Source organism: Tunturiibacter psychrotolerans (assembly GCF_051013365.1).
In the GTDB taxonomy this organism is placed as follows: domain Bacteria; phylum Acidobacteriota; class Terriglobia; order Terriglobales; family Acidobacteriaceae; genus Edaphobacter; species Edaphobacter psychrotolerans_A.
Genome location: NZ_CP132941.1, coordinates 4990151 through 5014902, shown reverse-complemented (window position 1 = coordinate 5014902; position 24752 = coordinate 4990151). Strand labels below are relative to the sequence as shown.

The 24752-nt window shown below is 52.3% G+C and carries 22 protein-coding genes; 3 read left to right on the top strand and 19 right to left on the bottom strand.

The window, feature by feature from the left end; genetic code table 11:
• Positions 1–689: 689 nt before the first annotated feature.
• The 3 genes from RBB76_RS21365 to RBB76_RS21355 form a co-directional block, all read right to left on the bottom strand.
• Entirely contained in the window at positions 690–4952 is a 4263-nt protein-coding gene (locus tag RBB76_RS21365) for a chitobiase/beta-hexosaminidase C-terminal domain-containing protein (protein ID WP_429634770.1), read from the bottom strand.
• Positions 4953–5660: 708 nt separating this feature from the next.
• Positions 5661–6539, bottom strand: a complete 879-nt coding sequence (locus RBB76_RS21360; RefSeq protein ID WP_429634769.1) for a 5'-3' exonuclease — start codon at positions 6537–6539, stop codon at positions 5661–5663.
• Between the two features lie 29 nt (positions 6540–6568).
• Positions 6569–8776, bottom strand: coding sequence for a PP2C family protein-serine/threonine phosphatase (locus RBB76_RS21355; protein WP_429634768.1), 2208 nt, complete (start codon positions 8774–8776; stop codon positions 6569–6571).
• A 448-nt stretch (positions 8777–9224) separates the two neighbouring features.
• Between RBB76_RS21355 and RBB76_RS21350 the strand changes: the two genes are divergently transcribed.
• On the top strand, positions 9225–9956 hold the full coding sequence (locus tag RBB76_RS21350; RefSeq protein ID WP_433963465.1) for a helix-turn-helix domain-containing protein: 732 nt from the start codon (positions 9225–9227) through the stop codon (positions 9954–9956).
• 78 nt (positions 9957–10034) lie between these two features.
• A complete protein-coding gene (locus RBB76_RS21345; RefSeq protein WP_429634766.1) occupies positions 10035–10604 on the top strand; it encodes a hypothetical protein in 570 nt (189 codons plus the stop codon).
• Between the two features lie 363 nt (positions 10605–10967).
• Here RBB76_RS21345 and RBB76_RS21340 read toward each other — a convergent pair whose 3' ends face one another.
• The 14 genes from RBB76_RS21340 to RBB76_RS21275 form a co-directional block, all read right to left on the bottom strand.
• Positions 10968–11291, bottom strand: a complete 324-nt coding sequence (locus tag RBB76_RS21340) for a PEP-CTERM sorting domain-containing protein (protein ID WP_429634765.1) — start codon at positions 11289–11291, stop codon at positions 10968–10970.
• 693 nt (positions 11292–11984) lie between these two features.
• Positions 11985–12452, bottom strand: a complete 468-nt coding sequence (locus RBB76_RS21335) for an SOS response-associated peptidase (RefSeq protein WP_429634764.1) — start codon at positions 12450–12452, stop codon at positions 11985–11987.
• A complete protein-coding gene (locus RBB76_RS21330) occupies positions 12439–12768 on the bottom strand; it encodes an SOS response-associated peptidase family protein (RefSeq protein WP_429634763.1) in 330 nt (109 codons plus the stop codon). The genes RBB76_RS21335 and RBB76_RS21330 overlap by 14 nt, the downstream gene beginning before the upstream one ends.
• Positions 12768–13607, bottom strand: a complete 840-nt coding sequence (locus RBB76_RS21325) for a Ku protein (protein ID WP_429634762.1) — start codon at positions 13605–13607, stop codon at positions 12768–12770. The genes RBB76_RS21330 and RBB76_RS21325 overlap by 1 nt, the downstream gene beginning before the upstream one ends.
• 413 nt (positions 13608–14020) lie before the next feature.
• Positions 14021–15445: a hypothetical protein gene (locus RBB76_RS21320; protein WP_429634761.1), complete on the bottom strand. Its 1425-nt coding sequence runs from the start codon at positions 15443–15445 to the stop codon at positions 14021–14023.
• 344 nt (positions 15446–15789) lie between these two features.
• Positions 15790–16158: a hypothetical protein gene (locus RBB76_RS21315; RefSeq protein ID WP_429634760.1), complete on the bottom strand. Its 369-nt coding sequence runs from the start codon at positions 16156–16158 to the stop codon at positions 15790–15792.
• Positions 16159–16279: 121 nt separating this feature from the next.
• Complete coding sequence (locus RBB76_RS21310) at positions 16280–16891, bottom strand: PEP-CTERM sorting domain-containing protein (protein WP_429634759.1); 612 nt, start codon at positions 16889–16891, stop codon at positions 16280–16282.
• Positions 16892–16978: 87 nt separating this feature from the next.
• A complete protein-coding gene (locus tag RBB76_RS21305; protein WP_429634758.1) occupies positions 16979–17761 on the bottom strand; it encodes an SOS response-associated peptidase in 783 nt (260 codons plus the stop codon).
• Between the two features lie 13 nt (positions 17762–17774).
• A complete protein-coding gene (locus RBB76_RS21300; protein WP_429634757.1) occupies positions 17775–18614 on the bottom strand; it encodes a Ku protein in 840 nt (279 codons plus the stop codon).
• Positions 18615–18780: 166 nt separating this feature from the next.
• Positions 18781–19842: a hypothetical protein gene (locus RBB76_RS21295; RefSeq protein ID WP_429634756.1), complete on the bottom strand. Its 1062-nt coding sequence runs from the start codon at positions 19840–19842 to the stop codon at positions 18781–18783.
• Positions 19843–20056: 214 nt separating this feature from the next.
• Complete coding sequence (locus tag RBB76_RS21290; RefSeq protein WP_429634755.1) at positions 20057–20389, bottom strand: hypothetical protein; 333 nt, start codon at positions 20387–20389, stop codon at positions 20057–20059.
• A 496-nt stretch (positions 20390–20885) separates the two neighbouring features.
• Positions 20886–21113 (bottom strand): hypothetical protein, encoded by a 228-nt coding sequence (locus RBB76_RS21285; protein WP_429634754.1) that lies wholly within the window; start codon positions 21111–21113, stop codon positions 20886–20888.
• A gap of 305 nt (positions 21114–21418) precedes the next feature.
• Entirely contained in the window at positions 21419–21775 is a 357-nt protein-coding gene (locus tag RBB76_RS21280; RefSeq protein ID WP_429634753.1) for a hypothetical protein, read from the bottom strand.
• Between the two features lie 713 nt (positions 21776–22488).
• A complete protein-coding gene (locus RBB76_RS21275) occupies positions 22489–22713 on the bottom strand; it encodes a hypothetical protein (RefSeq protein ID WP_429634752.1) in 225 nt (74 codons plus the stop codon).
• Positions 22714–22800: 87 nt separating this feature from the next.
• On the opposite strand from RBB76_RS21275, the gene RBB76_RS21270 reads away from it, so the two are divergent.
• The gene (locus RBB76_RS21270) at positions 22801–23157 is read left to right on the top strand and encodes an STAS domain-containing protein (RefSeq protein WP_429634751.1); all 357 of its coding nucleotides are present in this window, start codon (positions 22801–22803) and stop codon (positions 23155–23157) included.
• A gap of 195 nt (positions 23158–23352) precedes the next feature.
• On the opposite strand, the gene RBB76_RS21265 is transcribed toward RBB76_RS21270, so the two are convergent.
• Entirely contained in the window at positions 23353–23985 is a 633-nt protein-coding gene (locus tag RBB76_RS21265; protein WP_429634750.1) for a TolC family protein, read from the bottom strand.
• Positions 23986–24082: 97 nt separating this feature from the next.
• Positions 24083–24454: a hypothetical protein gene (locus RBB76_RS21260; RefSeq protein ID WP_429634749.1), complete on the bottom strand. Its 372-nt coding sequence runs from the start codon at positions 24452–24454 to the stop codon at positions 24083–24085.
• Positions 24455–24752: the final 298 nt, after the last annotated feature.

Genomic DNA, 24752 nt, shown 5'->3' with positions numbered 1-24752 from the left:
CTTGATTTTGGGCCTCTCAATGCGAGACGCGCCAATAGATAAGGGAAAGGCTTGCGGCATCAGGGGGAGATAGACCGATACCGCCAGGGTGGAGATGCTTACGACATCACCACAACTTAAACTTGAGGCTCAGCAAGGGCAACCGCAAGCAACCGTCTAACAATCTCAGATTGCGGAACACCGGTTTCAAGGGATCGTTTGCGAATCTCGTTTGCTTGCGAGAGTTTGACGTAATACTGCGATTTAACGATGCGTTGGGCAGACATGTTGGGCTCTTGGGTTTTGAAATGTGGGGGAGAAAATCGGGATGCTTATGTTGGCATCTACAAGGGTATAACGATAGAAAATGGCCAAGGGTTCCAAACGGGTTCGCTAGCACCTGTGGAAACTACCTTATCTCCAAGATTTTAAACGTGAAAATAAATTTACTGAAAACTGAACCAGAATCAATTTGGACGAGTTCGGGACGACTATTTCCTTGTTTCGGCAGGCATGAAAAACAGCACTGAAATCCAACAGATTATTCAGGGCCTGAATGCTGGCGTTCGAGATAGCAAAGCTTTGAATCTATAAAATCCGACCTTTTGATTGTGATTACAAAGAAGCTTTTAAGCCATTGCTCGATGAGTCTTCGAAGTCGAATGAGATCGGCGCCGTGGAAAGTGGCGCACTTCTATCGATGTCCTATGCTAGTTCTGGTAAATCCAGTCCAGGATGTTCGCCGTCATCGTCGAACCACCAGTGCCCGCGGTGAAGCCTACATAGGCGGTCGGGCCGCCGACGACAGTGCTCAGGTTTACGTTATACGTCGTTGTAAAGCTCTCCGACGTGCTTGGGTCCGTAAGCGCCAGAGTCAGTGTTGTTCCGTCATAAGTAATGTGGGCATGCAAGGTATGTCCGCTCTTCAAAACAATCGATGGAGACAAATTGGTCGCGGGAATCGTAGGCGAAGACCCATTGGTATAGAAACCGGTGGAATCTGTGCCTTCGCCGTTGTTGTTATAAATGTCAAACTTGATGGCAAGACTCTCGCCGATGCCAACAGCTCCGCCTGGCTTGGCAGCACCGTAGCCGAGGCCGCCTCCCGACGGTCCCATAGCCGAAAGACCCTGGTTCTGGATGGCGAACGTGAAACCATCGGCGACGCCACTTAGGATTTGAAAATCAAAGTCAGTCGTAAATGTCGCAATGCTGACAGGTGTTGCAAACCATATCGCGCTTTGTGTATAAGTCGCGCCTGCCTTCGCGATCTGTAACATCGAGCCATTCAGGATTCCCGCCCCATTAAGGGCAAGACTGCTTCCTGCCCCAGCGAATCCACTCGGAAAATGGATCGCCACAGGGGTCGCCTGTATCGTATATCCGCCAGCCGATATAACGCTCGCTGAAAGGCCCGGTGCAATCGCCATCGCATGAATGACCTCGGTCGACTCAACCTGGATCGGCGAACTGTATACCGATGAACTGGTCGTCGGCGAGGAGCCATCCGTCGTGTAGTAGATGGTGCTGCCCGACGATGAGTCAGAAATTGCAACGCTTTGCGCTGTAGAATAACTGCCCGGAGCGGGTGAGAATACCGGTGTTGTCGTCGCGGGTGCTGAAACCGAATAGGTAGCTGAACTGACCGTACTCTGAGACGCAACTGCAGCGACCGCTAATGCTTTTAGTGTCGTCGTCCCTGTGCCGACCACGATTGGACTGCTGTACACCGTGGAAGCTGTAGTTGGAGTAGTTCCATCGCCTGTGTAATAAATGACAGCTCCGCTCGTACTGTCGCTTATGCTGATCTGGGTTGCAGAAGGATAGGTACCAGCGCCAGGGCTAAAGACAGGCGCCGCAGTGACAGAACTTATCACATAGGTGGCTTGGCCCACCGCACTCTGCGCAGTGCTGGGAGCGACAGCGATGGCCTTGATGGTGGTTGTCCCAGTACTTACTCCGATCGCTCCGTGATATACGGCTGAGGAAGTCGTCGGCAAAGATCCGTCGGTCGTGTAGTAAATCACGGCACCTGAGGAAGCGTCACTGACCACAACGCTCTGCCCCGTCGTGTAGTTGCCGGCGACGGGACTGAAGCTTGGGGTCGCGGTCGGTGACGTTCCCGGTTGAGAAGCGTAGGTCCAGGTCAATATCTTCTGAGTTGAGGTAGAGCCGCCTGTGCCGCCCGTGAACCCTATATACGCGGTAGCCCCGCCAACAATCTGCGGGATATTGATGGCGTTGCCATAGGTGAATGTCTTGCCCGTAAGCGAGTCAGTCAATCTCATACTCAGAGTAGTGCCGTCGTAATTGAGGTGCGCCTGCATCGTGTCCCCGCTTCGTAGAATGACGCCACTCGATGTCATATCGGTCGCGGGGATCTGGGGAAGAGCGCCATCCGTATAGAAACCGGTAGAATCATTGCCTTCCCCCGCATTGTTGTAGATGTCAAATTTGACGGCGACGCTCGTCGGTATGCCTGTACCCTTTGAATTGCCATAGCCCAACGCTCCCGCGTTGCTTCCCAGCGCAGTTGCACCTGCATTCTGGATCGTAAAAGTGAAGCCATCCGCAATTGCATTAAGCTGCTGGAATGCGAAATCTGTAGTGAAGGCTTGAACGTTGATCGGTTGGCTCGAAAACGCGCTTCCAGCCTCGTAGGTACCTCCATTCGTCAGCTCCAGGCTACCGTCGCTCGCAGCGACCGCACTGCCGTTAAATGTGAGCCCGTTTACACTCGCAAAGCCACTGCCAAAGTTCATGCTCGAACCGCCGGCTTGTATGACATAGGGCGCCGTGGCCAGGTTATTGTTCTTCCGCGTCGAATCGATAGCCGCAGCATTTATTGTCGTATTCGCTGCGACCGTAATAGGCGCGGTATAGACGGTAGAAGTAGTTGTTGGAGCAGAACCATCCAGCGTGTAGTAGATGGTGGCCAACCTGTCTGCATCGGCGATTACCACCTGCTGGGATGAGGTGTAGGTCCCGGAAGCGGGAATGAAACTAGGTGCGGGTGTTTGCGTGGGAATGGTGAAAGTCGCGGACGCTATAGCGCTCTGAAGGTAGTTGGTTGCGCTCGCGATCGCCTTGATAGTTGTTGGCGCTATCAGTGTTATAGGCGAAGTATAAATAGTGGAGCCAGTCGTGGGAACAGTTTGGTCCAGGGTGTAGTAGATATTAGCGGGAAGTGTTGTCGTGCTGAGTGAGAGGGGCTGCGGAAGTTCGAAGGCACCAGCCTTCGGCGAAAAGGTCGGCGTCGCTGCAACAGATTCCCCATTAAGTAATCCAAAGACATCGACCTGATACGCGGCAGCTACGTAAACATGCCCATTCGTGACAACAGGCACAACAAACTTGTTGGTAGGCCCCGCGTTATCGCGCGCCTGCTTATCGCTCTCATACAGAATCGTCGACAGGTTGGTTGCATCGAAGGCATAAAGTATCTCGGAAGCACCACCTGTCTTTACAGCCCACGCTATTCCGTTTGCGGTTCCATTGGAAGATACGACAAAGCTGGCGCCTGGATAACCGGTGGAAACACCACTTATGCTGGTGTAGGCAGGTGTAAGTACGCCATTATTGAGACTGAATGCTTTTGCGTAGTCACCGTTACCCCAGATATAAACATTTCCATTCCAATATGCAGGTGTGCTCCACAGACCGGTAATCTCGCCGGTGATGTCCTGCAAAGCGTTCGTGTTCGACGTGCCTCCGGGAAGATAGCCGCCAAGATTGTCTCGGTTCAGGACCAGAATGCGTCCTTCCTTCCCTGCCTGTATCAGGACGTGCGGATTCGGCCCTGTCTGGTCCGGCAACATCAGAATCCCTCCGGAGCCCTGGTCGTGATCTAAACCCGACAAGGTTGCCTGATTAAAAGAAGTGAACGCATCCGTAACAACTAGCCCGCCATTCGCGAGGCTTACCGTCACGATACTATCGCCGAGATTCACCCCGGGATTGAACGGTGGGTAGGCCGAATTGGTGCCATTCCCTGTAACCAGAAACATTCGTCCTGCTGTGCCTCCACTATCAATGGGCAAGCCTGCACCAGAGGCCCAGATGCCGGCGTCGGATCCAGTCGGACTTAGACAAAGCACCGAGGTCTGTGTCAAGGTTGTGCCATCGAAGGCAAACAGCCACCCATGAAAAGAGCCCTCGTCGCCATGAGATCCAAACGCGGCATAGACGACCCCGTTGTAATAGGCCAGTGCCGGCCGGTTCAACTGCCGTAGCGGATCGAACGCAAGTTGTCCCCCAGAACTGCCGATCCCCGTGCCGGACACCGTCGCTTGAATAATCTTCGGGCTGTTTGGCTGCTCCGCGCCGGTAAGAATATTGATGGCATGCAGCCGCTGGACATAAGCCCCACTCTCTTTGGTCTTGGCAACGACGTACATCGTATTTCCTGCAACGTTGATGACCGGAGTACTCGTGATGCCAATCTCCGGGGCAATATTGGTCGAATCCACATCCGCGCTGGGAACCGTAGTTGCTCCCGCTGCAGCACCATAACTCGGGCTCAGCAGACTAATCTGCCACAGCGGGTGCGCATTTGCCCCGGCGTTGGAGTCGGCATCGAAGGCGTAAACAGAATCATGCTCCGTCGCAACAAACAAAACGTTGTGCATCAGTCCGTCGCTCATCGTCAGACTGCTGATGTAGAGGGGTTGGGCATAGACATACCCATCGACTGACCTGGAAAAGAGCAGACCAAAGGAAGACGGGGTTACGTTAGCCGTCGTAAGCAGAGTCTCCTGCGTATTCGCTCCCGCGTGAGTATTGTCATATCGCCACGTAGGCACATTCACCGAAGTCGCAGTTTGGCTGGGCGCCGATTGAACCACCGCCGCGAACACGCAGAGCAGAAGTAAAGCTTTTCGCAGCCACGCAGTAGCATGACTTCGATGGCTCGAAACCTCACATGGAGAGATGGAGTAAATGGGAGTTACTGGCAGGCAGGGCGATAGAAACATGGCTCACCTCTCTAGCGGTGTTGAATTATTGGTCGCTGAGGAGGAGAGGTATTCGTACACCTTCCAACGGGCAACGAGACGATCAAGGAAATTAAAACTCCACCGAGCTCTTCTGAAGCCCTGGGCAGACAAAGGCTGCAGTTGGTCAGTATTTCGCGTCGATATAGTGCTTCTGGGAAAGGAAATATAACTCATTTCTACGTGTGACTTAGCGACAAAGTAGTAATCGAAAACTGTTACTCCACTCAGTTACTGGACATGGTTGTCTGAATCAGCTAGCAAACTTACAGATCGTTGCCTGGAGCGTCAATTGGTCTAAGTATTTGAGCGATTTGGCGTAAACAGAGACTTGCATTAATCAGCCTTCTCCGATTACCAGGCTTTCTCGTGCCGCCAAGACAATCTCCTTTGAGACCTCTCGAGTTGATTGACCTTCAAGATCCGTGCGATCTGGGTCAGGAGGAGGTATCTCGGATGTTCTGGAAACACCAGATTATGTCTCCTGAGACCTGATGAAGTACTACCAAAATGAATTACGGTGCGGCCGGAATGAAGCCACGTTCAGAAAGCGGTGAGAACTCGACAGAGATCGCATGGGTGGGGAAATTGCAGGTCGAAGCTCCATTGGTTTTTGGAAGATCGATCACAGTTAATTTTCAAAAACTCCGGAGAAGACTGAAAAAGAACCGCAAAGGCTCTTGACGAGGTCTAGGAGTCCCCACGTGGACGCGGAACACGCTTCACCGAGAACTTAGCCTTATCCAAGCGATCTGCCATGGGAGGAAAGGCAGGCGTCGGTCCCGTCCAAAGCAGGTCGTCGACGGTTGCGAAGAGGGGAAGATCGGTTCGAAGTGTGGCAAGGTCTCGGAAAAGAAACGCCAGATCACGCTTACTGTTCAAAACTTCAGAGAGCCTCTTCGAATTGGTCACGTTCACGCGCCAGTCCCGTGGGTTCGGTGGGATGGCTTCCAGTCTGCCAAAACGCGAGAGGACGGTTGATGCAGACTTCGCCCCCCACCCTGGCAGTCCTGGATAACCGTCTGCGGTGTCACCAACCAAAGCAAGGTAGTCTGGGATAGAGCTTGGTTTGACTCCGAACTTCTGTATGACTCCCTGTTCATCCCGTTCGAGACGCCTTCGCCGGTCAAGTTGAACAACCCGCGTTCCCTGAACGCACTGAGCAAGATCTTTATCCGGGGTACTGATGACGACACGCTCAACTCGAATGTCTTCTCGTGCAAGGAAAGCTGCTGACGCCAGCGCGTCGTCTGCCTCGTACTCTTCCATCGCCCACACCATCACTCCGAGTGCGCGGAGCGTTTCTTCCAACAACGGAAACTGAGCTAGCAGCTCGGGTTCCACACCCTGTCCGGTCTTATATCCAGGCCACATTCGGTTGCGGAAGGATTCAATCACGTGGTCCGTCGCAACTCCGATGTAGGTCGTACCGGCCTGCATCATGCCTAAAAGTGAACCAAGGACGCCGCGCACGGCGGCTACTTCTCTATCTTCGCTGTCTCTAGCAGATGGCAGCGCATAGAAATGCCTGAAGAGTTCGTAGGTTCCATCAATCAGGTGCACTTCCATAACGCTCCTTTAAATTGATAAGGAAACCATTAGGCACATGTGATCGTTACGGCGCTAATGTCATCTTCTTGTCCAAAGCTTTGGGCTTCACTTGCAAGAGCCGCGGCTGAAACACGTTTCTGTAAGAGCGCCGATACCCGCCCAAATCCGAACAGTTCACCTTCTTCGTTGCGAGCTTCTGTGATTCCATCAGAAATGAGCATCAATGAATCGCCCTGTCCGAGTTTGAGGTAAGACACCGTGAACTCCGGTGAGGCAATCATTCCAAGTGGGAAAGCTCCCTCCAGCGGAAGCTCTTTGCCGTTTAGATAGGGAGGGACTCCCCCCGCGTTGACCAAGGTCACCTCACCTGTAGATTCGATGGACAGTGCGATACAAGTAGCATTGGCGCCTCCTCGACCAAAGAGACGACGATTAAGAGCATTTAGGACGTTGATCGGTTCTACGCTCGTTTCCGTGGCGGTGCGGATCGTACCAACTATCATCGCTACCAGCATGCCCGCCTGTAGCCCTTTACCTGCAACATCACCGACGACGATGAGTACGGAACCATCTTCTATATTGGGAATGACCTGAAAAAAATCCCCACCGACTTCACGTGCTGGACGATAATCGCTTTCGATCGTTAGACCGGGCAGTCGGACTGTCTCTGGTAGGAGAACGCGTTGAACCTCTTGAGCTTGCTTTACATCCAGTGCGAGTTCTTGCTGACGTTGTATTGATTGCCTTAGTCTGCGAAAAAGAAGGATAAACAGCACCACCATCATGAGCAGGCTTGAAATCTGACTCAATCCGATCCTGACGCCAAAGATCATGTATCGAACCGCGATGTGTAACTGTTGAAGCTCAAACCCGAAGCGCCCAATCATCAACAAAAGAACGGCTGGGAGCACGAGCCAGGCTCCCGCTGAGCGGCGACGAATTCCCCAAAGAACAATAAAAAGGATCAATCCAAACAAAGCCAGCTTCACGGCAATAGAGGACCACGAAAACCACTGGGCCGTATGAATTGATACGTAAGGATATAGAAAGCTCTCTCCTACCGCCGCAGAAAGCATGTAAGCAAGGGTTAGAAGTGCGACCGCTTTGGGGACCCAATCATGCTCCAGGCGAAACCAAATCCACCAGACAACCGCCCATCCACCTATGATCAGCGGACCGACCATGACGTCAATCAGGAACTCGCCAGTCAGTGCGCCCAGGTGCTGGCCAAATGCTTCAGCGATAATGATCACCGAACTCAGGAATATCAACAAAAAGATCGTTCCCATCCACCTGTAGACCAAATCTGAGTGATCAAATCTTGAGAGGCTGAAGGCTATTACCGCTAAAAGCAGAAAGAGAGATCCCTCGACCATAGTCGAGACGTACGCCCGGAATAGTTGGAGCCAACCCAAGTGATTTGCTGCTGAAACCGCTCCCGTAGTGCCGATGACCGGTGAAGTGTGCATACCTCCTGCGTCTGGCTGAGTTGCGCCCGTAAACGATGCCATCCATACACGAAAGGCAAGGGTGTGTTCGGACGGAGAGTCCGCAAGTGGTGCTGAATTCCACGGTAGGTTGAAAAATAGGGGTCGGCTTGCAAGGATCTTTGGGTATCTGCCGCTAAAATCGCCGAAGCTGCCCAGAAGCGTGCCGTCAGTAAAGAGTTCGTAGGCGTCATCCACGTAACTTGGTCCAGACAGCGCGAGCGGGCTACGGAAATTGCTGTTGGTCACCCGTACCCGGATACGGTACCAGGCATATCCGAAGTATCCGCGGTGGCCGCGATCAGTCCACCCTTTTACTGTGCCGGAAAACCCTAACCGCATCACGTCGACACGCCCGTTGGCAGGCGCCAGGTCGACTGTCTCCCACTTCGAGTCGTCGAAATCAGGCCGAGCCCATAACATCTGGCCGGTAGCCGGATCTACCGGCGAATCGCCAACCGTAAACTTCCATGGGCCATAGAGCGGCACCGCGGATTCACCTAGTGTGATCTGAACTGCTTCGCCTGGAGGCTGCGTTTTGTGCTGCACCTGAGGGCAAGCAAACCGGGAAAACAGACAAACCAGAAGAAAAGCAATGCGATTTGATCGTCGCACGATAGACTCCCGATATTTAGCAGGATTGTGAATGAATAGTACACCTGCCGCCTTCCAAGCAGTCGGGAAAGCGACGGCGAGGACGATCAACCCTTTAGCCCCGTCCGAAGAGCGACGGCAGGTTAGCTTTAAATGGGTGTCGAACAGTTTCACGAGTGCTATAACACTCGCCTGGTGTCCTTTGTCATCACAAACAACGAGTCGTCGCACTCTAGACTCCGGATACGAGGGTGCTATACCACCGTCATTAGCCAACCGCTGGACTACGGCGTGGTGGCCAGAGTGCGTGTCGGTTTGATGGGCAAGACGCTCACTTCTGGTTGCAAACCGCGGCTGGAGTGAGTGAGTACCTGGGCGACTTATCGTCGTCGCTAACGAGGTAGACTTACTCCTAACAGGCGTCATATTCGGGATTGCAACCATGATCGAAAGCGGTGCATACGGGGAACGGATGGCTGGGTATTTGCATCTTGCGGAACCGCCCATTTATGCGACTCTGGGTTCCGGTAAGTCCGAATTGGCCGTAACAAGACTACGCGCGCCGAATGGCTTCGCCGATCCCACTAGCGCCATTCCATTGCAAGAGGCATTTTCAATCCATTTGCATCTTCGGGCAAATCACGGGGGCCGTCTATGGCTCTCCGGCAGATTGATACCCACCGGCAAGCGGCCTTCTGGAGGAGTCACGATCCTCGATCTCGAGCAAGATCCAATTGCGTTTTTTCCGAATCCCATCGACGTCCTGCAGTTTTACATACCGCGCATGGCACTCGAAGAGTTCGCTTATGAAAATCATACTGCCGCGGTGAGCACACTGAAGTGGCCTCATTGTGAGATGGACGCGACCCTCAGACATCTGGGGATTGCCGTCCTCTCCGCAATACAGCGCGGCGATCCTACGTCGAAGATCTTTTTGGACTCCATCGGACAGACCATCCTTGCTCACGCCACAAGCATCTACGGGGAAGTTCAAACATCGTCAGGTCCCAAGCCAGGACACCTCGCCCCCTGGCAGGCGCGACGTGCGAAGGAGTTCCTGAGCGCGAACCTGTGTGGAAATGTTCCTTTGGCCGCCCTAGCAGCCGAATGCAATCTATCGACAAGCCATTTCGCCCATGCCTTTCGCCGAACGTTCGGGAGCCCCCCGCACCGTTGGCTTATGGAGCGGCGCATCGATGCTGTAAAAGATCTCCTGCTGGCCACACATTTATCGCTCGCCGAAGTTGCGAGCACGTGTGGCTACGCCGATCAATCCGCACTCAACAGATCCTTCAAGCGCGTCCTAGGAGAGAGTCCGGGACAGTGGCGCAGAAGCAGAAAAGGCCATCAATAAACAGATTTCGCCAAGACTGATCGCACTGCATATCCCTACGATTTGAAATGTATCTCATTTCCCCGTAAGGACACAGACATGGTCAGATTAGTCGTCGCAGTCACGTTTGCAGCTTCGCTCGCGGCATCAGCACAAATGGATATGAAGCCTACTCAATCCACAGATAAAGAGAAGGTTGCAGATGCTCTTAGGGCAGGACCGCCTTTTATTGTCAAAGCCGCGGTCATTGCAGACTGGCCGAATGATCCGAAAGCTCCAACCGCCGAATACCGCGTCTTGCGAGCCGGCAAGAGCGATTGGACATGCCTGCCCGGAATACCCGGATACCCTCACGATGAGCCGATGTGCCTGGATAAGACCTCGATGCAATGGATCAAGGACAGCCTCGCGGACCGTCCCGTACACATCGACCAGATCGGGGTCATGTACATGTTCTCCGGAGCATGGGTCCCAGACCTGCACGGAACATCACCCAGTGCCGATCACACTTATCATGTGGGTCCTCATGCGATGATCATTACACCTCACAATGAAGACCTCGCGAAATTCAATCGCGATGGCTCCACGGGTCAGATTTACGTCTCACATCTGCCGGGTCATTCCGAGCTTTATCTAATCATTCCCTTCAAGGATTGGCCTACCCAATAGCACAATCAATCCCGCTGACTTTGAAATTGATTTTGTCAGCCCTAGAGGTCCGCCGGAGCCTTGGTAACGACCACTTCCAGTTGACGGGCAATCCGGAGACTCACACGTGGCCGCCATCGCTAGTCTGGGATCGCTTCTAAGGATCTGAGGATCACCTCGCGCCGTCGTAGAAGCCTGGCTTGGTCGTCTCAAATAAAGAAATGATCTTATTTGAGACGACTGTTCCCACGTTTGCGTATTCGCTAAGCAGCTTCAGCCCTTGTTTTGAGTTGAGGCCGACCGAGGTATTGAGTTGTACTAGTTCTTTGATGAGTGTTCTCTGGTAGTCATGCCCTACACTTTGCAATCGGGCGGTCGCGAACGTTATGAGTTGGAGTGAATACTCAACCGACGACGGATCAAGGCGGCAATGCTTATCACGCCCGTCCCGAGCAACAGAATGCTTGATGGCTCAGGCGTAGACCCCACCGGGGAGGCGTTGTAGTCAATTCCAGCAAGAGAAGTGACTGTGGCTCCTGAGACAGGGCTACCGTTTGCGTTCTCCACGGTGATCGAATCGATGGTAGCCGTATTGAAGAAAAGGCTTTGTGCGCTGCACGTGGCGGACCCATCGGTTTCGCACTGATTGGCGCTCTCAAATTCCGTCCCGAATATGGTGGTGTCGTCGGCAGAGAGAACATAAGGCACAGCAAGTACCGAAATCCCCGGAATTCCAGGAATTGCTCCGCAACTACCAAAGGTGGGCTCTGTGGAACTGCAATCAGACCCGACCCCAGTAGCGATTCTATAGAGTGCATCGGACTCAGGATACGAAAGGAGTCAGGAGCACCGCCTACAGTCGCATCATTCAAGTTGTATCCCAGAACGGAGATTGCTACCGAGAGGTATCCAGTTGTTGGTGCGTCTTTCAGATAGAGGGTGTCTGTAGCAAGCGCCTCTGCTGAGATAGCACCGCCTGCTGCCATACCGTTTGAGATGGATCCTACACCGCTATAGACTCCGAGGTCATTGGGACCGGCTTGAGCGGATGCTGCTGCGAACGGTAAACTCGCTGTTGGTGTGCTGCTGTAAGTCAACGATTCCGGAGAGTTACCAATCTGCGTCTGAACACCAGCTGGCGTATTGAGAATGACTTCATACGTCGCTGGCTCGGGTATTGGAACTACGGGCACCGTATCAGCGAGGCAAGCCGTCCTCAAAAGACTGGTGATGAAAATAGCTGCAAGCGGGAGTGTACGCATAGGCTGGGTGAGACTCTGCATAGATAGACCCCAGAATGAGCAAGCCTCACTCCGTTCCATATCGGAGTAAGCTAGGCCGAATGATGAACGGACCCTATGGGCATGTCAAGATGAAAAGAATTGCATCGTGACTTCACTCTCACGCGCTGTTCAGCATCTCGGGTCCGTTATTCCTTACGTTTCCAACGAGCCTATTCGCTGGCGTCATCGTCATTCCTTCAGACTCGTAGGGTCGAAGCAGATCGATGGGCGGTCGGGACTCGTCATAGTCATTCAGCCATCGATCATAGTCACGCGGGTGCAAGATCACCGGCATGCGATCGTGTATCGGATCGGTCAGTTCGTTAGCTTCTGTGGTGACAATCGAGAACGTATCTAGGGGAGGGTCGTCGCTTCCCTTCCTTGGTCGCCACTCCGAGTACAAGCCAGCGAGAACGTAGGGCGCTCCATCTGGCATCTCGAATTTGAACACGGGCCTGGATCCCGCTTTGGGCTTGCCTGCTTTCTTCGGTACTGCTTCGATGTTTCCGAAGAGATCGTGCTCTCGTGGTTCGATCGGTGGCGGCTGAGGCAGAGCCGGCCGCTGTAGCCACTCATAAAAAGCCATCCAGCGGAACAAGGCATCGAGTGTGAGTAAACGGTCCCTTCCAGATCGGCTTATCGAGAATTGATTCTGCGCGAGCATTCGTGGTGGAGAAGATTTTAAAACTGTTGGGATCTGCTACCTTCGCAGGGACTAGCCCCCAACGCATCATCGTCAGTTCTCGCTCTCGGGTCTCGCGATCGGAACGAATCACGGGCTGAAAGGTAGACGGCGCTATGTTGTAATCGGGAGGCAGCTCGAAGCCAGGAGGCAGCTTACCGATCCTGAACGCTTCGGCAATGCGCTGTTTGTCCGAGCGGCGATAATAGCGCCCGCACATCAGGCTGCGACCTTCTTACGCCGCTCGGACTTCTTGGAGACCACCTTCTTGGGTTTGCTTTCGGCCAAACTGCTCCGAAGCGCGTCCATTATGTTGAACACCTTAGTCTTGGCTGGTGCCGGCTCAGGTTCTGGAAGTGGTTTACCTTTCCGTTTTGCATCTACTAAGTTCTTCACGGCCGCTTCATAGTCATTTTGATACGCGGACAAATCGAACCTTGACGTACTTTTGGCGATCAGCTGCTTTGCCAGTGCAAGTTCATCGGCATCTACAGACGCTTCTTTTACGCCTGAAAGGGATGACTTGGGATCGCGCAATTCATCTTCGTAGCGAAGCATGTAAAGCATCATTCCCTTTTGCTTTGGATCAAGCGGGGCTCCTATAGCCACCAGATGCTCACGTCCGCTAAAAGCAATCTCTCCGATTCCTGATGTGTCTGTCTGCGCGAGAGCCTTTCGCATGATGCTCAGGGCCTTGGCCTGAACTTCATCTTTAGGTGTGACGAAATAGGGTCGATCATAGAGCGCAGAGGAAATTTCATCGGCTTTGACGAATTGCTTTATCTGCATGGTGGTCGCCGTCGGAATGCGAAGGGCCTTCAGTTCATCCGGATCTATCTCTATATATTTGTCTTTCGCGTATTCAAAGCCCTTTACGATGTCAGCCTTCTCAACCTCCCCACTCTCGTCGACGTTCTGATGGTGGACGCGCTTATGCGTTTTGCGATCAATCTGATGGAATTCGACCTGTCGTCCAGGGTTGGTAGCGGGGAAGATGTTAACCGAGATGGAAACGAGAGAAATCTGAATAGATCCAGACCATGTGGGACGAGTTGGCATCGCATCTCCTGGAAAATTCTTGAAGATATGATGCGGAGAGTTCGCCCTGGGTGACGGACTAGTCCCCCCATCAAAACTAATCTGGAACGACGCTAGCTACGCAGCGTGACAGGTGACGCAGGTGGGGTCCAGATTGCTGTGACCCTTACACGTTCCTGGTGAGCAAGGGTGCCGTTGCATTCATCGGATACGGCCCGTGGAGGTTCGTACATCACAGACGCCGGGACGCATCCTGTGAAAGTACTGACGCAACACGTGTAAAAATCAGCAACACCCAGCCTCCATCATCTTCTCAGGTGGTGGAGGCGTTTTGGTATAGCGCAGAATTCGGGCCGGACGCATCACAAGATTGTCGCTTTTGTGTATTGCGCCGATGGGACTCTACTGCATAGTCACGAAAATGAATACTCGACTCAAACGGACTCACCTTTTTCGCTTTCCTGGTCAAGCTGGGGGAGAACAGCTTCTCGGTTTGTTGCGCGATCCCATACTGTCCAATTCATTTTGTAATGTACGCCTGGCAACGGGAAGTCAATTCTAAATTGAATGATAGACGCATCGCCTGTATCGACTTGGGTGATCATCTTTTTCTCGATATCGTATGGATTTCCTTCAAAAGTCACCTCTGTGTTGATTTTGGCAAAGATTAGGTTGCAATCAGGACTGAAGCGAATCTTGGACCGCACTGTTCGGTGGGGAAATTTACAATCAAGGGAATTACAGTCTACTGCCCCAGCATTTACAAAAAATGATGACGGCTCCCACTCGCTTTTGAGCTTAAACTGGACGATAGCTGCGCGTGGTGGTGATTCTCTCGTGAATGGTTCAGGCGAGAGTATTGTGACCCGAACCCCCTTCTTCTTTGGGTCCTTGATCTTCTCGTAAGCTAAATCTTTTATTGGAGTGTGGTCAGTCTTTCCCGCCACTTGCGCATCGATATCTTGAAGCGTTTCGGCTGGAAGGGCACAGCGAAAGCTGTCAAGGAACTCTACGTTCGCATCAAGGCAAGGTTGCGCGCAAGTCAGCGTACGAAGAAATGAATCACTTTTTCCAGCCACTAAATGCATTATACAAGTCTGAGTAATGGTAGTACTACCATCCTTATGAATAAGGATCTCCTCGTCTAAGTCATGCATACCGTAGCCGTATCGTTTTAAAGAAGCCACGTAGTGGGCGGCATCGCTAGGAGGTAAGTTACGTTTCTGAGATTCCCAGTGAGAACGGAACGGCGAAACTAACAACTCAGTCACCGTATTAAGGTGAAAACAGTTAGTCAACGAGATAGTAGCCTGCAGGAATATCCAGCTAAAACGTGTGTGCCGAAGAAATTTTTCGGAGTTCCAAAAACAAAGGTATTTAGCAGGTGCTTGTGCAATCCAAACCAGCGGAAGCGTTGTGAACAAAATGGACATTACGAACTTGCTATGTTCGTGATTTAGACCTAGCCACGGAATCGACTTATGAGTTCGATGCGCCGCCTGCACCGCGAAATGCGGAAATTTCCACTCGAACTCGCACAGGTAAGTGAGCAGGAAAATAAGTGCCACGCCAAGCCACTCTCTTGCTCGAAATACGTCATCTCCGGCATCTTGCATTTTACGCAAAGTTGGGCGAACTTTATCAGAAACTTGAGCTAGATCTTTATCTCGCAGTTCAATGAATGAGACCTCAACACCGGCAATGACTCCCAGCGCGGAAAGCACCATAATCTCGCTAATCACGTAGAGAAAACCATCATGTCCAGCAGCGCGAAGGGAAATGTACCATGCGTAAGCTAGGAACACGCCGAGACAAGTCCAGGTAATCGTAGCCAACCAATGAAAACAGTTTCGGATCATGCTCTTTCCGCTCCCTGTCTGATTGAATTCTCAACGACCCGATCGTGGGATCTCTTGCGGTCGAGTCACAGTGCTAACCAACTTTGTTCATCAAGCCCGACACCGCACCCCTTTTACATGTGCTGCAAAGCCTACCATAACCAAAGATCAAGCCCCATCACTCATATCTCTAGAGTGATGGAGTTTCTTTTTGCGTTTGGAGAGGTGGATCAAACCCAAGGGGCGCCCCGGCAGCGACGATCAAGGGATCATCCTGGGTGCAACAGGAGCGCGTAAAGGACCTTGCAGCGTGTAATAACGCTGCGCGGTGCCGAAAGCAAATATCTCGTCCGAAACGTCTCTCACTAAAATATCTCTTCAGACAGTAATGACTGAAGGCCGATTAGAGTGTTTCTCAGGAAGGTAGCGTCGAAGGGATTGCCGATCTTTGCAGGAAACGGTGGGACGGCAATAGCGCCGACAACGTAAGAAAGCGCGAGAACCGGCGCAGTGAATGTGTCCCTTACACTGGCTATATCCTGGCCTAGTTTTATTTGTCCCTTAGCAATGTTCGGCGGTACCGAGTTAGGAGTCGCAAATTCAGTGCTAACTAACTCCGTAAGGTTGTCGATCACCGTTTCCTGAATCTTAAGGGCTGTCTGGAGTGTGCCTGCGTAGGTTTTGATTTGGGCCGGGGTCATTGTTAGCAATTGTTGTTCTGTTAGCCATGCCATGTGCCGCTCCTTTCGATTATGTGGTGGGAAGGTAGAATTCTCGGTGTCTCTGATCAATCCAACGAGATTACGGTGGATGAAGGACATGGTAGGTTTCTCATCCACTTCTTATGCTGATCTATTAGCTATGCTTACTCAATCCGCGTCGGATGAATCCGGCGAAGCCTAAAATCCCTGTACCCAAGAGGGCGATACTTGTAGGTTCTGGTGTGACACCGAGACGGCTCGTGACGTCGATGTACTCTTCAAAGTTGTTGCCATCGTCAAAAACTATGTCACCATTACTGTCCATCAACGGATTGATAAAGCCGAAGTCACCACTCTTGACAATCGACAACTCTGAAGAGGGTCCAGAGTATAGAGTGTCGATAGAGGGTGCGGGGCCTTTAGCGATGAACGCTACCTTACCTTCATTACAGATCTCTACCGCGAAGTCGCTGGTGCCACATACTGTGCTGTTGTCGTAGTCAAGCGCCGGAGGGGTGAAACTGCTCGAACTCCGATCTCCCGAAACGAACGAGTAATAGCAAGTGTCACCGAGTTCATCGCAATTGGGTCGGTCGGTGACGAAATCTCCCTTGTTATCGATGCCGTACAGGAAGTAATCGTTTGAGTTGTAATCGCCGGCGTGTATGGTCACAGATTGGTAAGTGTCAGCATGTGCTACAGAAGGCGAAAAGTCATTGAACGAGGCAAGAAAAGCGAAGAGAGCTATCAGGTACAAGCGTTTCATATCCAACTCCTCAGCGTGGATTTGTGCTTCCACTGATAGTGACCTCTCAGTATGAAACGTATCAACGAAAAGTTTTTCTGGAACGATCTACGCACTGTTCAGCATCTCTGGTCCAGTGTTGCGAACGTTGCCGACAAGCCTATTGGCCAGTGTCATTCGCATACCCTTGGACTCAAACGGACGCAACAGATCTATAGGAGGTGGAGACTCGTCATAATCGTTCAGCCATCGGTCGTAGTCGCGCGGATGCAAAATCACCGGCATTCGATCATGAATCGGATCGGTCAGCTCATTGGCTTCGGTTGTCACTATGGAATAAGTATCAAGCGGAGGGTGCGAGCTTCCTTTCCTTGGTCGCCATTCCGAAAACAATCCCGCCAGCGCGTAAGGCGCTCCATCTGGCATTTCGAATTTATAAACTGGTCTAGACCCTGCCTTTGGCTTAGCCGTCTTCTCGGGTTTTGTTTCCATGTTGCCGAAAAGACCGTGTTCGCCTGCCTCAAGTGGCGGCGGTTGCGGCAGGGAGGGCCGCTGAAGCCACTCGTAGAATCCATCCAGCGGGACGAGGCAGCGAGCGTGAGTGAAAGGGCCTCGCCAGATCGGCTTGTCTAATATGGACTCAGCGCGAGCATTCGTCGTGGAGAAGATCTTGAAGCTGTCCGGATCAGCGACCTTCGCAGGGACAAGCCCCCACCGCATCATGGTCAGTTCTCTCTCGCCCGTCTCGCGATCTGTCCGTATTACAGGCTGGAAGGTGCTGGGGGCGATGTTGTAATCGGGCGGCAGCTCGAAGCCAGCGGGCAGCTTACCGACCTTAAAGGCTTCGGCAATGCGCTGCTTGTCTGATCGGCGATAGTAACGACCGCACATTTCTATCCCAATCCTAGGCTGCCGTCGTCTTCCGTTGTGAAGCCTTCTTGGAGATACCCTTTTTTGGTTTGCTCTCGGCCAGACTGCTTCGAAGCGCGTCCATAATGTTGACCACCTTAATCTTGGGGGTATCGGGTTCTGGCTCGGGAAGTGGCTTACCTTTCCGTTTTGCATTCACCAGTTTCTTAATGGCTGACTCATAGTAGTTTTGATAGGCGGACAGATCGAATTTTGATGTGCTTTTGGCGATGAGCTGCTTTGCCAGTGCGAGTTCATCGGAATCTACCGATGTTTCCTTCACTCCCGAAAGAGAGGACTTTGGATCGCGCAATTCATCTTCGTAACGAAGCATATAAAGCATCAGTCCCTTTTGTTTGGGATCTAGAGGCGCTCCGATGGCGACTAGATGTTCCCGGCCACTGAAAGCAATCTCTCCGATGCCCAGGGTTTCGGTTTGTGCAAGAGCTTTGCGCATGATACTGAGGGCCTTTGCCTGAACTTCATCCTTAGGCGCAACGAAGTACGGTCTATCGAAGAGGGCAGAGGAAATCTCGCCGGCTTTCACGAACTGCTTAATCTGCATCGTGGTTGCGGTTGGAATACGGAGAGCCTTTAACTCATCTGGGTCTATCTCTATGTATTTGTCTTTTGCGTACTCGAACCCTTTAACAATGTCGGCCTTCTCAACCTCACCACTCTCGTCAACGTTCTGATGGTGGACGCGCTTATGCGTCTTTCGATCAATCTGATGAAATTCCACCTGCCGTCCGGGGTTGGTGGCGGGAAAGATATTGACTGAAATCGAAACGAGAGAAATCTGAATCGATCCAGACCATGTGGGACGAGTTGGCATCGCATCTCCTAGACGATTCTTCAAGATAATGTGATGCGGAGAATTCACCCCGAGTGACGCGGACTTTCCTCTCTATCGAATCTTGTCGGAGCGCCGGAAAGTAACTGCACAACATGAAGTCTGAGATGTCCGCAAAGCTGAATAGGCAATCAATGTTTTCTTCAACCTAATCGGCCGGCCGTCCATGAAAATACCAGTCTGACCAGACACCAGTCTCCGTGGTGTGCCACATCTGCCATAGGTCGCCTGCATCGCTTGCGGCAAAGAGCTCAACATTGCCAGTGGTTCCTATTGATACAGCTAGAGTACTTGGACGAATAGAGTCGGCTTCGGTAGGGAATCCCACGTACTCCCATGTATTGGAGTCTGACGTACCGCCATACTGGAGTCGCCATAACCCACCATCACCATCGATCGTAAACAGCATGAAATATTCACCTGGGGCCACAATGATCGTCGCAGGTTGAAGGTCGAATGTGCCCTGAGGAGGTGAGGGCAACAGGTGGGCTGCTTCCCACAGATATTCTGCGTCTCGTTGTCTAGGTAGCTTAAGCCGCAGCGCTCGCTTTACCCAAATCTGCTCCGAATCGGTAAGAAACATATACAAAGCTTCACCGCACAGGTACAAGCCGAAAGGCCACCCTTCGACATCAAGGGGAATGTGAGACCAGCGGACACTGGCCGGCTCCCCCACTAGACGAACGATCTCAAGTCCCGTGCCGAGGGTGCCACAAATCTCCCATAGGCCTTCCGAATCCTTAGCTGCCGTAAGGGGTCCAGGAGACTGATAGGAGCCAGGAGCCTGAAGCACCTGATAGACACTGTTTGTAGAGGGAACGATGCCCATGATTTGAGCAAAGTCGATCAAGGCGATCTGCGCAGAGTCTGACGAGAAATACATGATGTAAGAGTCTGTGGCTAAAACACTGTACGGTTGCATCGGAGGTAGAGGGGGAACCACCAGTGGCCCGGAAACACCCCGTGCCGGTGCGCCGATATAAAGTTGCCCATCAACTCCAGCTACCGCTACATATCCCACCAATCCTTCAGGATTCTGATAGGTAGCCGCCGACATAGGCAGACTGACACCGGGCCACGTGTGGTCAGGATCTGTTGGTTCGAAGGGAGTCCAGTTTCCTGTTGGTTCCTGGCTCTTGTGATATACGGAACCAGTCGAGACGAAGACGTATCCAGTGCATGACGCTACTGTCTGTATTTGTACTCCCATAACAGCGCCCTCCGATATCGCGATCTACTTTGATAGATCGCCCGACTAGGAAAGAATGTTCAAGATACTTGGCTTGAACCCCACTCTGGGCCCAGTGGAAATCAACGTCCGATTGGTTTGCATGCACGACACCCGAATTCGGGTCCCCTTCCGCTACACCGATGCTGAGACTTTAGAGTTGGCTCCAAGACTACAACCAGATATCCCGGGTGGGCTAGGCCATCAACTCTTCGATCCGTTCGATAGCCGCTTGCCAGCTTGCGTGTTGCTCATTGCTCAGCTTCTCTAGAACCATCATTACATCCTTTGATGCGTCTTCGGTCTTCAGATATTTGGTGAGTATCGCGATGTCATCGTCCAATCGCTGAATATTCTCACGTTGTATGGTCTCAATGCGCTCAAAGATGTCCGAGGTATCGCGGGCAGGCTCTGGAGCTTTTACCACAGGCTCGTCAACAAACTTTAGAGTGCTGACATCCTGACGAAATCTTGTGAGATAAGTTCCTGGCAGTTCTAGATCCACTGAGCTTTCAGAGCGGACGCTCATGATCTTCCATACAGATTCAGATCGCTCAGGTATTACCCGATCTCCGATTTGGGGCTTCCGTGGGGGATTCGGAGCGGCAAGCGGCAGGGTGGGATGTTCGGCTTTTTTCCGTGCTTTCGCCAAGCGAAATAGGCTAGCAGAGTTGCTTGCGCGATTCAGGCACTTTTTCCCGTCAATTGTTGACGTACGAGATCATACGGCGCAAAATATGGGGATCGCGATCCGGGCCTGATCTCAAAAAGGACGGGCAAAATGGCTGACAATAATAAGGCAGCAATCTGGGCAGCAATCATTGGGGCGCTCGGTGTTGTATTTGCCGCTCTCGTCTCATCTGGTGTGGTCGGTTCCACAAAGAGCCAAACTCCCTCGGTTAATGCCTATCCTGCTGAGGTAAACCCAGCGCCTAACGCTGCTAACGATAACCCAGCTGCTAACGCAGCGCCTCATCCGAGGAAGAAATGACTAATGTGTAAACCACGATTCGTCAAAGCTCGGCCTATTCCTGAGCCTCAGCCCAACCACGTTGCCAAGCCTCACTATTGGTGTCGTCGTTCTCCTGACCCTTCTGACCAGCCTCAAAACCCTTATCGTATTCAGCAACCTCTTCATCTGTGCGGTTACGCAACTTGAATGGCTCTGTGTCGGCAGTGGCCTCTCCGCTGAGACCACCCTCACTGTAAGTCTCTTTGCTGCTTTCTGGGCTGTCATCTAGCGGGACTGTCATGGTTAGACCTCATTGCAGGAATCACAGTCCTCACCGTGCTCGACCAGGGCCATGTAACAGGCTTTGATGTCATTCACTCGGTCTAAGGGTTCCTCGGTGCCGAGACGATTAACTCCTTCGCCACAGCTGATCAAATTAAGCTTGTGCCAGCATCATGCCTTCGGCGCAAGCAGGAAAGTCGTCTGTGTCCATAGAGCCAACAGTTTGTTGTGGTCCATCATCGTGTCCCATGCTTTGAAGAGAAGAGACGCGCTACCCATTCAAGATGCCGCCACGTCTCCGTGCATCTTCAGCGTCAAGTTCCCTTAAAGAGACACCTTTTGAGTCATTAGCTTTCCGACTGTATCGACAAGCGTGGAAGGCTCCACAAACCCTCGAATAAGATCCGCCCCATCTATCGCAACTTCGCTCGGGCCGCAGTCTAGGACCAGACATTTAATTTCCGGTTGGAGCGCGTGCGCCGTTTCCCAAATACCGCGCCGCTCAGCATCCTTTAGGGTTTGACATAAAAGAACCATGTCGATTCGTTGGTTCATCAGCACGAGCATGGCGTTGCCAAATGTCTGCGCTGTGAACACCTCATACCCGGCTTTTCCGAGAATGTGAGTGCGTGTCATCACCAAGATTTCATCATTGCCGTAGACCAAAATCGCGCCGTGCATGATCTGCTCCCTTGGGGAGGGCTTTCAATTTCGCGCAATAGACTATCAAATTCCTTCGCAAAAGTGAGTTGCCTGCCCGACAGAGCATTAAGTCTTTTATCTTTAGTCGAGTGTTCAGACCTCATTACACTTCTCACTTGTCCTCATGATTCACCATAGCGTTATACGTCCACAGAAGATCTGCGCGGCTCGTGCTGGTCCTGGTAGGACCCGCCGTGTTAACGCACTCAGCAGCTGCCTTCAGGAACTTTAGCGCGAGATCCAATCTTTCATCACATGCTGGCATCCTTTGAATATCCAAGGGGGTTAGCAGGGCATCATTTTGTACACGCATATAATTTACCTCTTTATAATTTGCACACGATTCTGATGACTGGGAGAGCCAAGTTGACACTCTTTTATAGTGATTCGAGGTTCAAAGCTGTTTCACCTCAGTTGCGCCATGACGGGACCGAATTCGAGGTAAAGATCGGCAAAACGATGCACTTGGAACCACCATGTTCCCGGAGCTTGTAGAGATCAGATTTCTCTGCACTTTTCACATCTGTTCTGATGGTTGAATAGTGTATTGAACCGCATGTTGAATTCAGCGGAATCTCCACTTTCGACTGCCTCCACACAGCTTGTCAGGAATTCAAGAGCCAGCACCATCCCTTCATCACATGCAGGAAGTTCGTCAGTCTTCCAAAGGCTCATTAGGTCAGCGGCGTCCATCAGCGGGTTCGATGCTTAGAAGAGAAGAAACGCATCACCCTGGTCAGGATGCCACCACGTCTCCGTGCGTCTTCGGCCTCAAGTTCCTTCATGCGTTTGTTGTACTGACGAGTCTCTCTTGCCTCAGCCTTGGCTCTCAGATGCGCCTCCACAGATCCTTTGTCGTCTCTGTCACCGAATCCCATCGGTTTGTATTGCTTCTTGAACTTAATCTTCGCTGCCATTCGACCTCACTATTCAATTTACTGTACTGTCACATGCGATAATCTCTAGGTTCGACACGGCCCATGTCACGCCAGGAGATTGTCCAAATGCCTGAGACCGCTGCGGCTTCGCCCATCCTCACAACCGAGACCAGGCATTATCGGAATGACGTTGTCCTTTTGATCTGTCACGGTCGACTCGTCGCGGGTTCCGAAGGCATTCTTTACACTACCGTTCACGAATTCATTCCAACGAAGAAGCGAATAATACTGGATCTCGCCGATCTTCAGCACACCGACAGCCTCGGTCTAGGAACGCTTACGCGCCTATATGTATCGGCTAAGTCGGCGGGTTGCAGTTTAGAGCTTATGCATCTGAGCAAGCAGATTCGACACCTTCTAGGGCTGACAAATCTATTCAACGTTTTTACGATTATTGCGGAGAGCGGTGTCAAGTTTATGTGATGCCGCATGGGTCTTGCCTAATGCCTCACATGCGGATTGTGGACTATTGCGGTTCGGTACTTCATGTATCCCCAGATCAGGATCAATCTCCGAAAGATTTCCGGAAGCCCATCTCTATCAGCTGTCGTGCGGTATAGAGCCCTGGAACGTCAACTTCACGGCCTTTGCGCAAACCATCGATGATTGTGGCGGCTGTTAGAGGAAACGCAAGTCGACCCAACAATAGATGGAGCTGTCTCTCGTATACCCGCAATCTGCGAGGTGGCTGACCTGGGCCTGCAAGACATCCTGCTGCATCCCTTGGCCAACCTGATAATGCGCTGTTGCGTCCTGAATGAGCTGGTCGAGAACGGCCTCGTTCTGTCGCAGGATGCCAAGCGTCTGTTGCAGGTAAGCGAGTTGGAGATAGTCAGCCTTCACTGTGTCGGCGATGCTGGTCTTCGTGACTTCAACCTCGGCTTGCTTCGTATCGGCATCGCGCTCGGCTACGGTCCCGCGCGCCCGCAGTTTCCCTGGATAGGGCAACTCCTGCGACGTTCCGACACCGATGTAAGCAAAATCGCTGTTGGTGTAGCCGGCAAACGGTTTTGGGCTACCCACACTGAACTGCTGGTAGGTGAATTTCGGGTCCGGCAATGTAGCCACCTGCGGCGCCAATTGCCGGGCGGCCCGCACACGGTGATCGGCTGCGGAGATTTGTGGGTTGTTTGCCCCAGCCTCAGCTAAAAGCTGGGGCAAAGGCGTGGGCGTACTCGCCACCGTCGTCTGCCCGAAGGCAGAAAATGCGGTGACCAGTACGAGCGTGGCGGTCAAAGAGACCATGCTCATAGGAAACTCCAATCTCAAATGCAATTCAGGGCATTTGCCGAAACCACGCAGACAGGCGTGCGCGCTCGGCAAAATTAGAGTGCGAGAGAGGAGCTAACTAAATTCTTAGGATGGAAATGGTCGCGGGCGGGGGCTTTGGTGGAGAGTAGTCGGGGTGTTCGACCCTTCCGGTGACGGCAGAGGTCGGCTTCACCAGCTCGTAAGCAGTCAACCAGATAACGGAAACTAAGACCGGGTGGAATACCACCGCCTTCGTGTCCAGCGCGTTATCGTGAATGCTCGGGGCGGTCTTCTGGCAGCAGTTTCGCGATGCTGGCATCTCCATCTGGCCGCATTGGTTCTTCATCGCCCTGCAGCAGGCACGCTCTTGAGTGCTCATCTCTGCATTCGGAATCATGCAGGCCATTGCAGGGGCCAAGCACGACACCAGCAGCAGGACCAGAGCACCAAGTTGCCGGAAAATACTCATCACTATCATTAGACTACGTCTACCCACCGAATTCATCAATGTCGATTCAGCACCTTCCGCACCCTCAGGTTTCCGGGGCTAGAGGCATGTCTTTTTAAATGAGTAGTTTGTTTCAACAGGTGATCAGACCTCGGCCGTGGCTGAGCAGAGGCCTGTTCAGGATTTCTTCCCATAAGTCGATGCCGATTTCTACGGAACCCGTAGTACGCGTCCGTCCGGCTAGTGAACTAGCTCACGGCCAGCAGTCCAGCTCCTACTTGGCTCTTCACCACCTCGACACCAGCAGCAACTCATGATG

Excerpts from the sequence above, each read along its gene's own strand:
- RBB76_RS21365 (WP_429634770.1), bottom strand. The coding sequence starts at position 4,952 with ATGTTTCTATCGCCCTGCCTGCCAGTAACTCCCATTTACTCCATCTCT.
- RBB76_RS21360 (WP_429634769.1), bottom strand. The coding sequence starts at position 6,539 with ATGGAAGTGCACCTGATTGATGGAACCTACGAACTCTTCAGGCATTTC.
- RBB76_RS21345 (WP_429634766.1), top strand. The coding sequence starts at position 10,035 with ATGGTCAGATTAGTCGTCGCAGTCACGTTTGCAGCTTCGCTCGCGGCA.
- RBB76_RS21335 (WP_429634764.1), bottom strand. The coding sequence starts at position 12,452 with ATGGCTTTTTATGAGTGGCTACAGCGGCCGGCTCTGCCTCAGCCGCCA.
- RBB76_RS21330 (WP_429634763.1), bottom strand. The coding sequence starts at position 12,768 with ATGTGCGGGCGCTATTATCGCCGCTCGGACAAACAGCGCATTGCCGAA.
- RBB76_RS21325 (WP_429634762.1), bottom strand. The coding sequence starts at position 13,607 with ATGCCAACTCGTCCCACATGGTCTGGATCTATTCAGATTTCTCTCGTT.
- RBB76_RS21320 (WP_429634761.1), bottom strand. The coding sequence starts at position 15,445 with ATGATCCGAAACTGTTTTCATTGGTTGGCTACGATTACCTGGACTTGT.
- RBB76_RS21315 (WP_429634760.1), bottom strand. The coding sequence starts at position 16,158 with ATGGCATGGCTAACAGAACAACAATTGCTAACAATGACCCCGGCCCAA.
- RBB76_RS21310 (WP_429634759.1), bottom strand. The coding sequence starts at position 16,891 with ATGAAACGCTTGTACCTGATAGCTCTCTTCGCTTTTCTTGCCTCGTTC.
- RBB76_RS21305 (WP_429634758.1), bottom strand. The coding sequence starts at position 17,761 with ATGTGCGGTCGTTACTATCGCCGATCAGACAAGCAGCGCATTGCCGAA.
- RBB76_RS21300 (WP_429634757.1), bottom strand. The coding sequence starts at position 18,614 with ATGCCAACTCGTCCCACATGGTCTGGATCGATTCAGATTTCTCTCGTT.
- RBB76_RS21295 (WP_429634756.1), bottom strand. The coding sequence starts at position 19,842 with ATGGGAGTACAAATACAGACAGTAGCGTCATGCACTGGATACGTCTTC.
- RBB76_RS21290 (WP_429634755.1), bottom strand. The coding sequence starts at position 20,389 with ATGAGCGTCCGCTCTGAAAGCTCAGTGGATCTAGAACTGCCAGGAACT.
- RBB76_RS21285 (WP_429634754.1), bottom strand. The coding sequence starts at position 21,113 with ATGACAGTCCCGCTAGATGACAGCCCAGAAAGCAGCAAAGAGACTTAC.
- RBB76_RS21280 (WP_429634753.1), bottom strand. The coding sequence starts at position 21,775 with ATGCACGGCGCGATTTTGGTCTACGGCAATGATGAAATCTTGGTGATG.
- RBB76_RS21275 (WP_429634752.1), bottom strand. The coding sequence starts at position 22,713 with ATGGCAGCGAAGATTAAGTTCAAGAAGCAATACAAACCGATGGGATTC.
- RBB76_RS21270 (WP_429634751.1), top strand. The coding sequence starts at position 22,801 with ATGCCTGAGACCGCTGCGGCTTCGCCCATCCTCACAACCGAGACCAGG.
- RBB76_RS21265 (WP_429634750.1), bottom strand. The coding sequence starts at position 23,985 with ATGAGCATGGTCTCTTTGACCGCCACGCTCGTACTGGTCACCGCATTT.
- RBB76_RS21260 (WP_429634749.1), bottom strand. The coding sequence starts at position 24,454 with ATGAGTATTTTCCGGCAACTTGGTGCTCTGGTCCTGCTGCTGGTGTCG.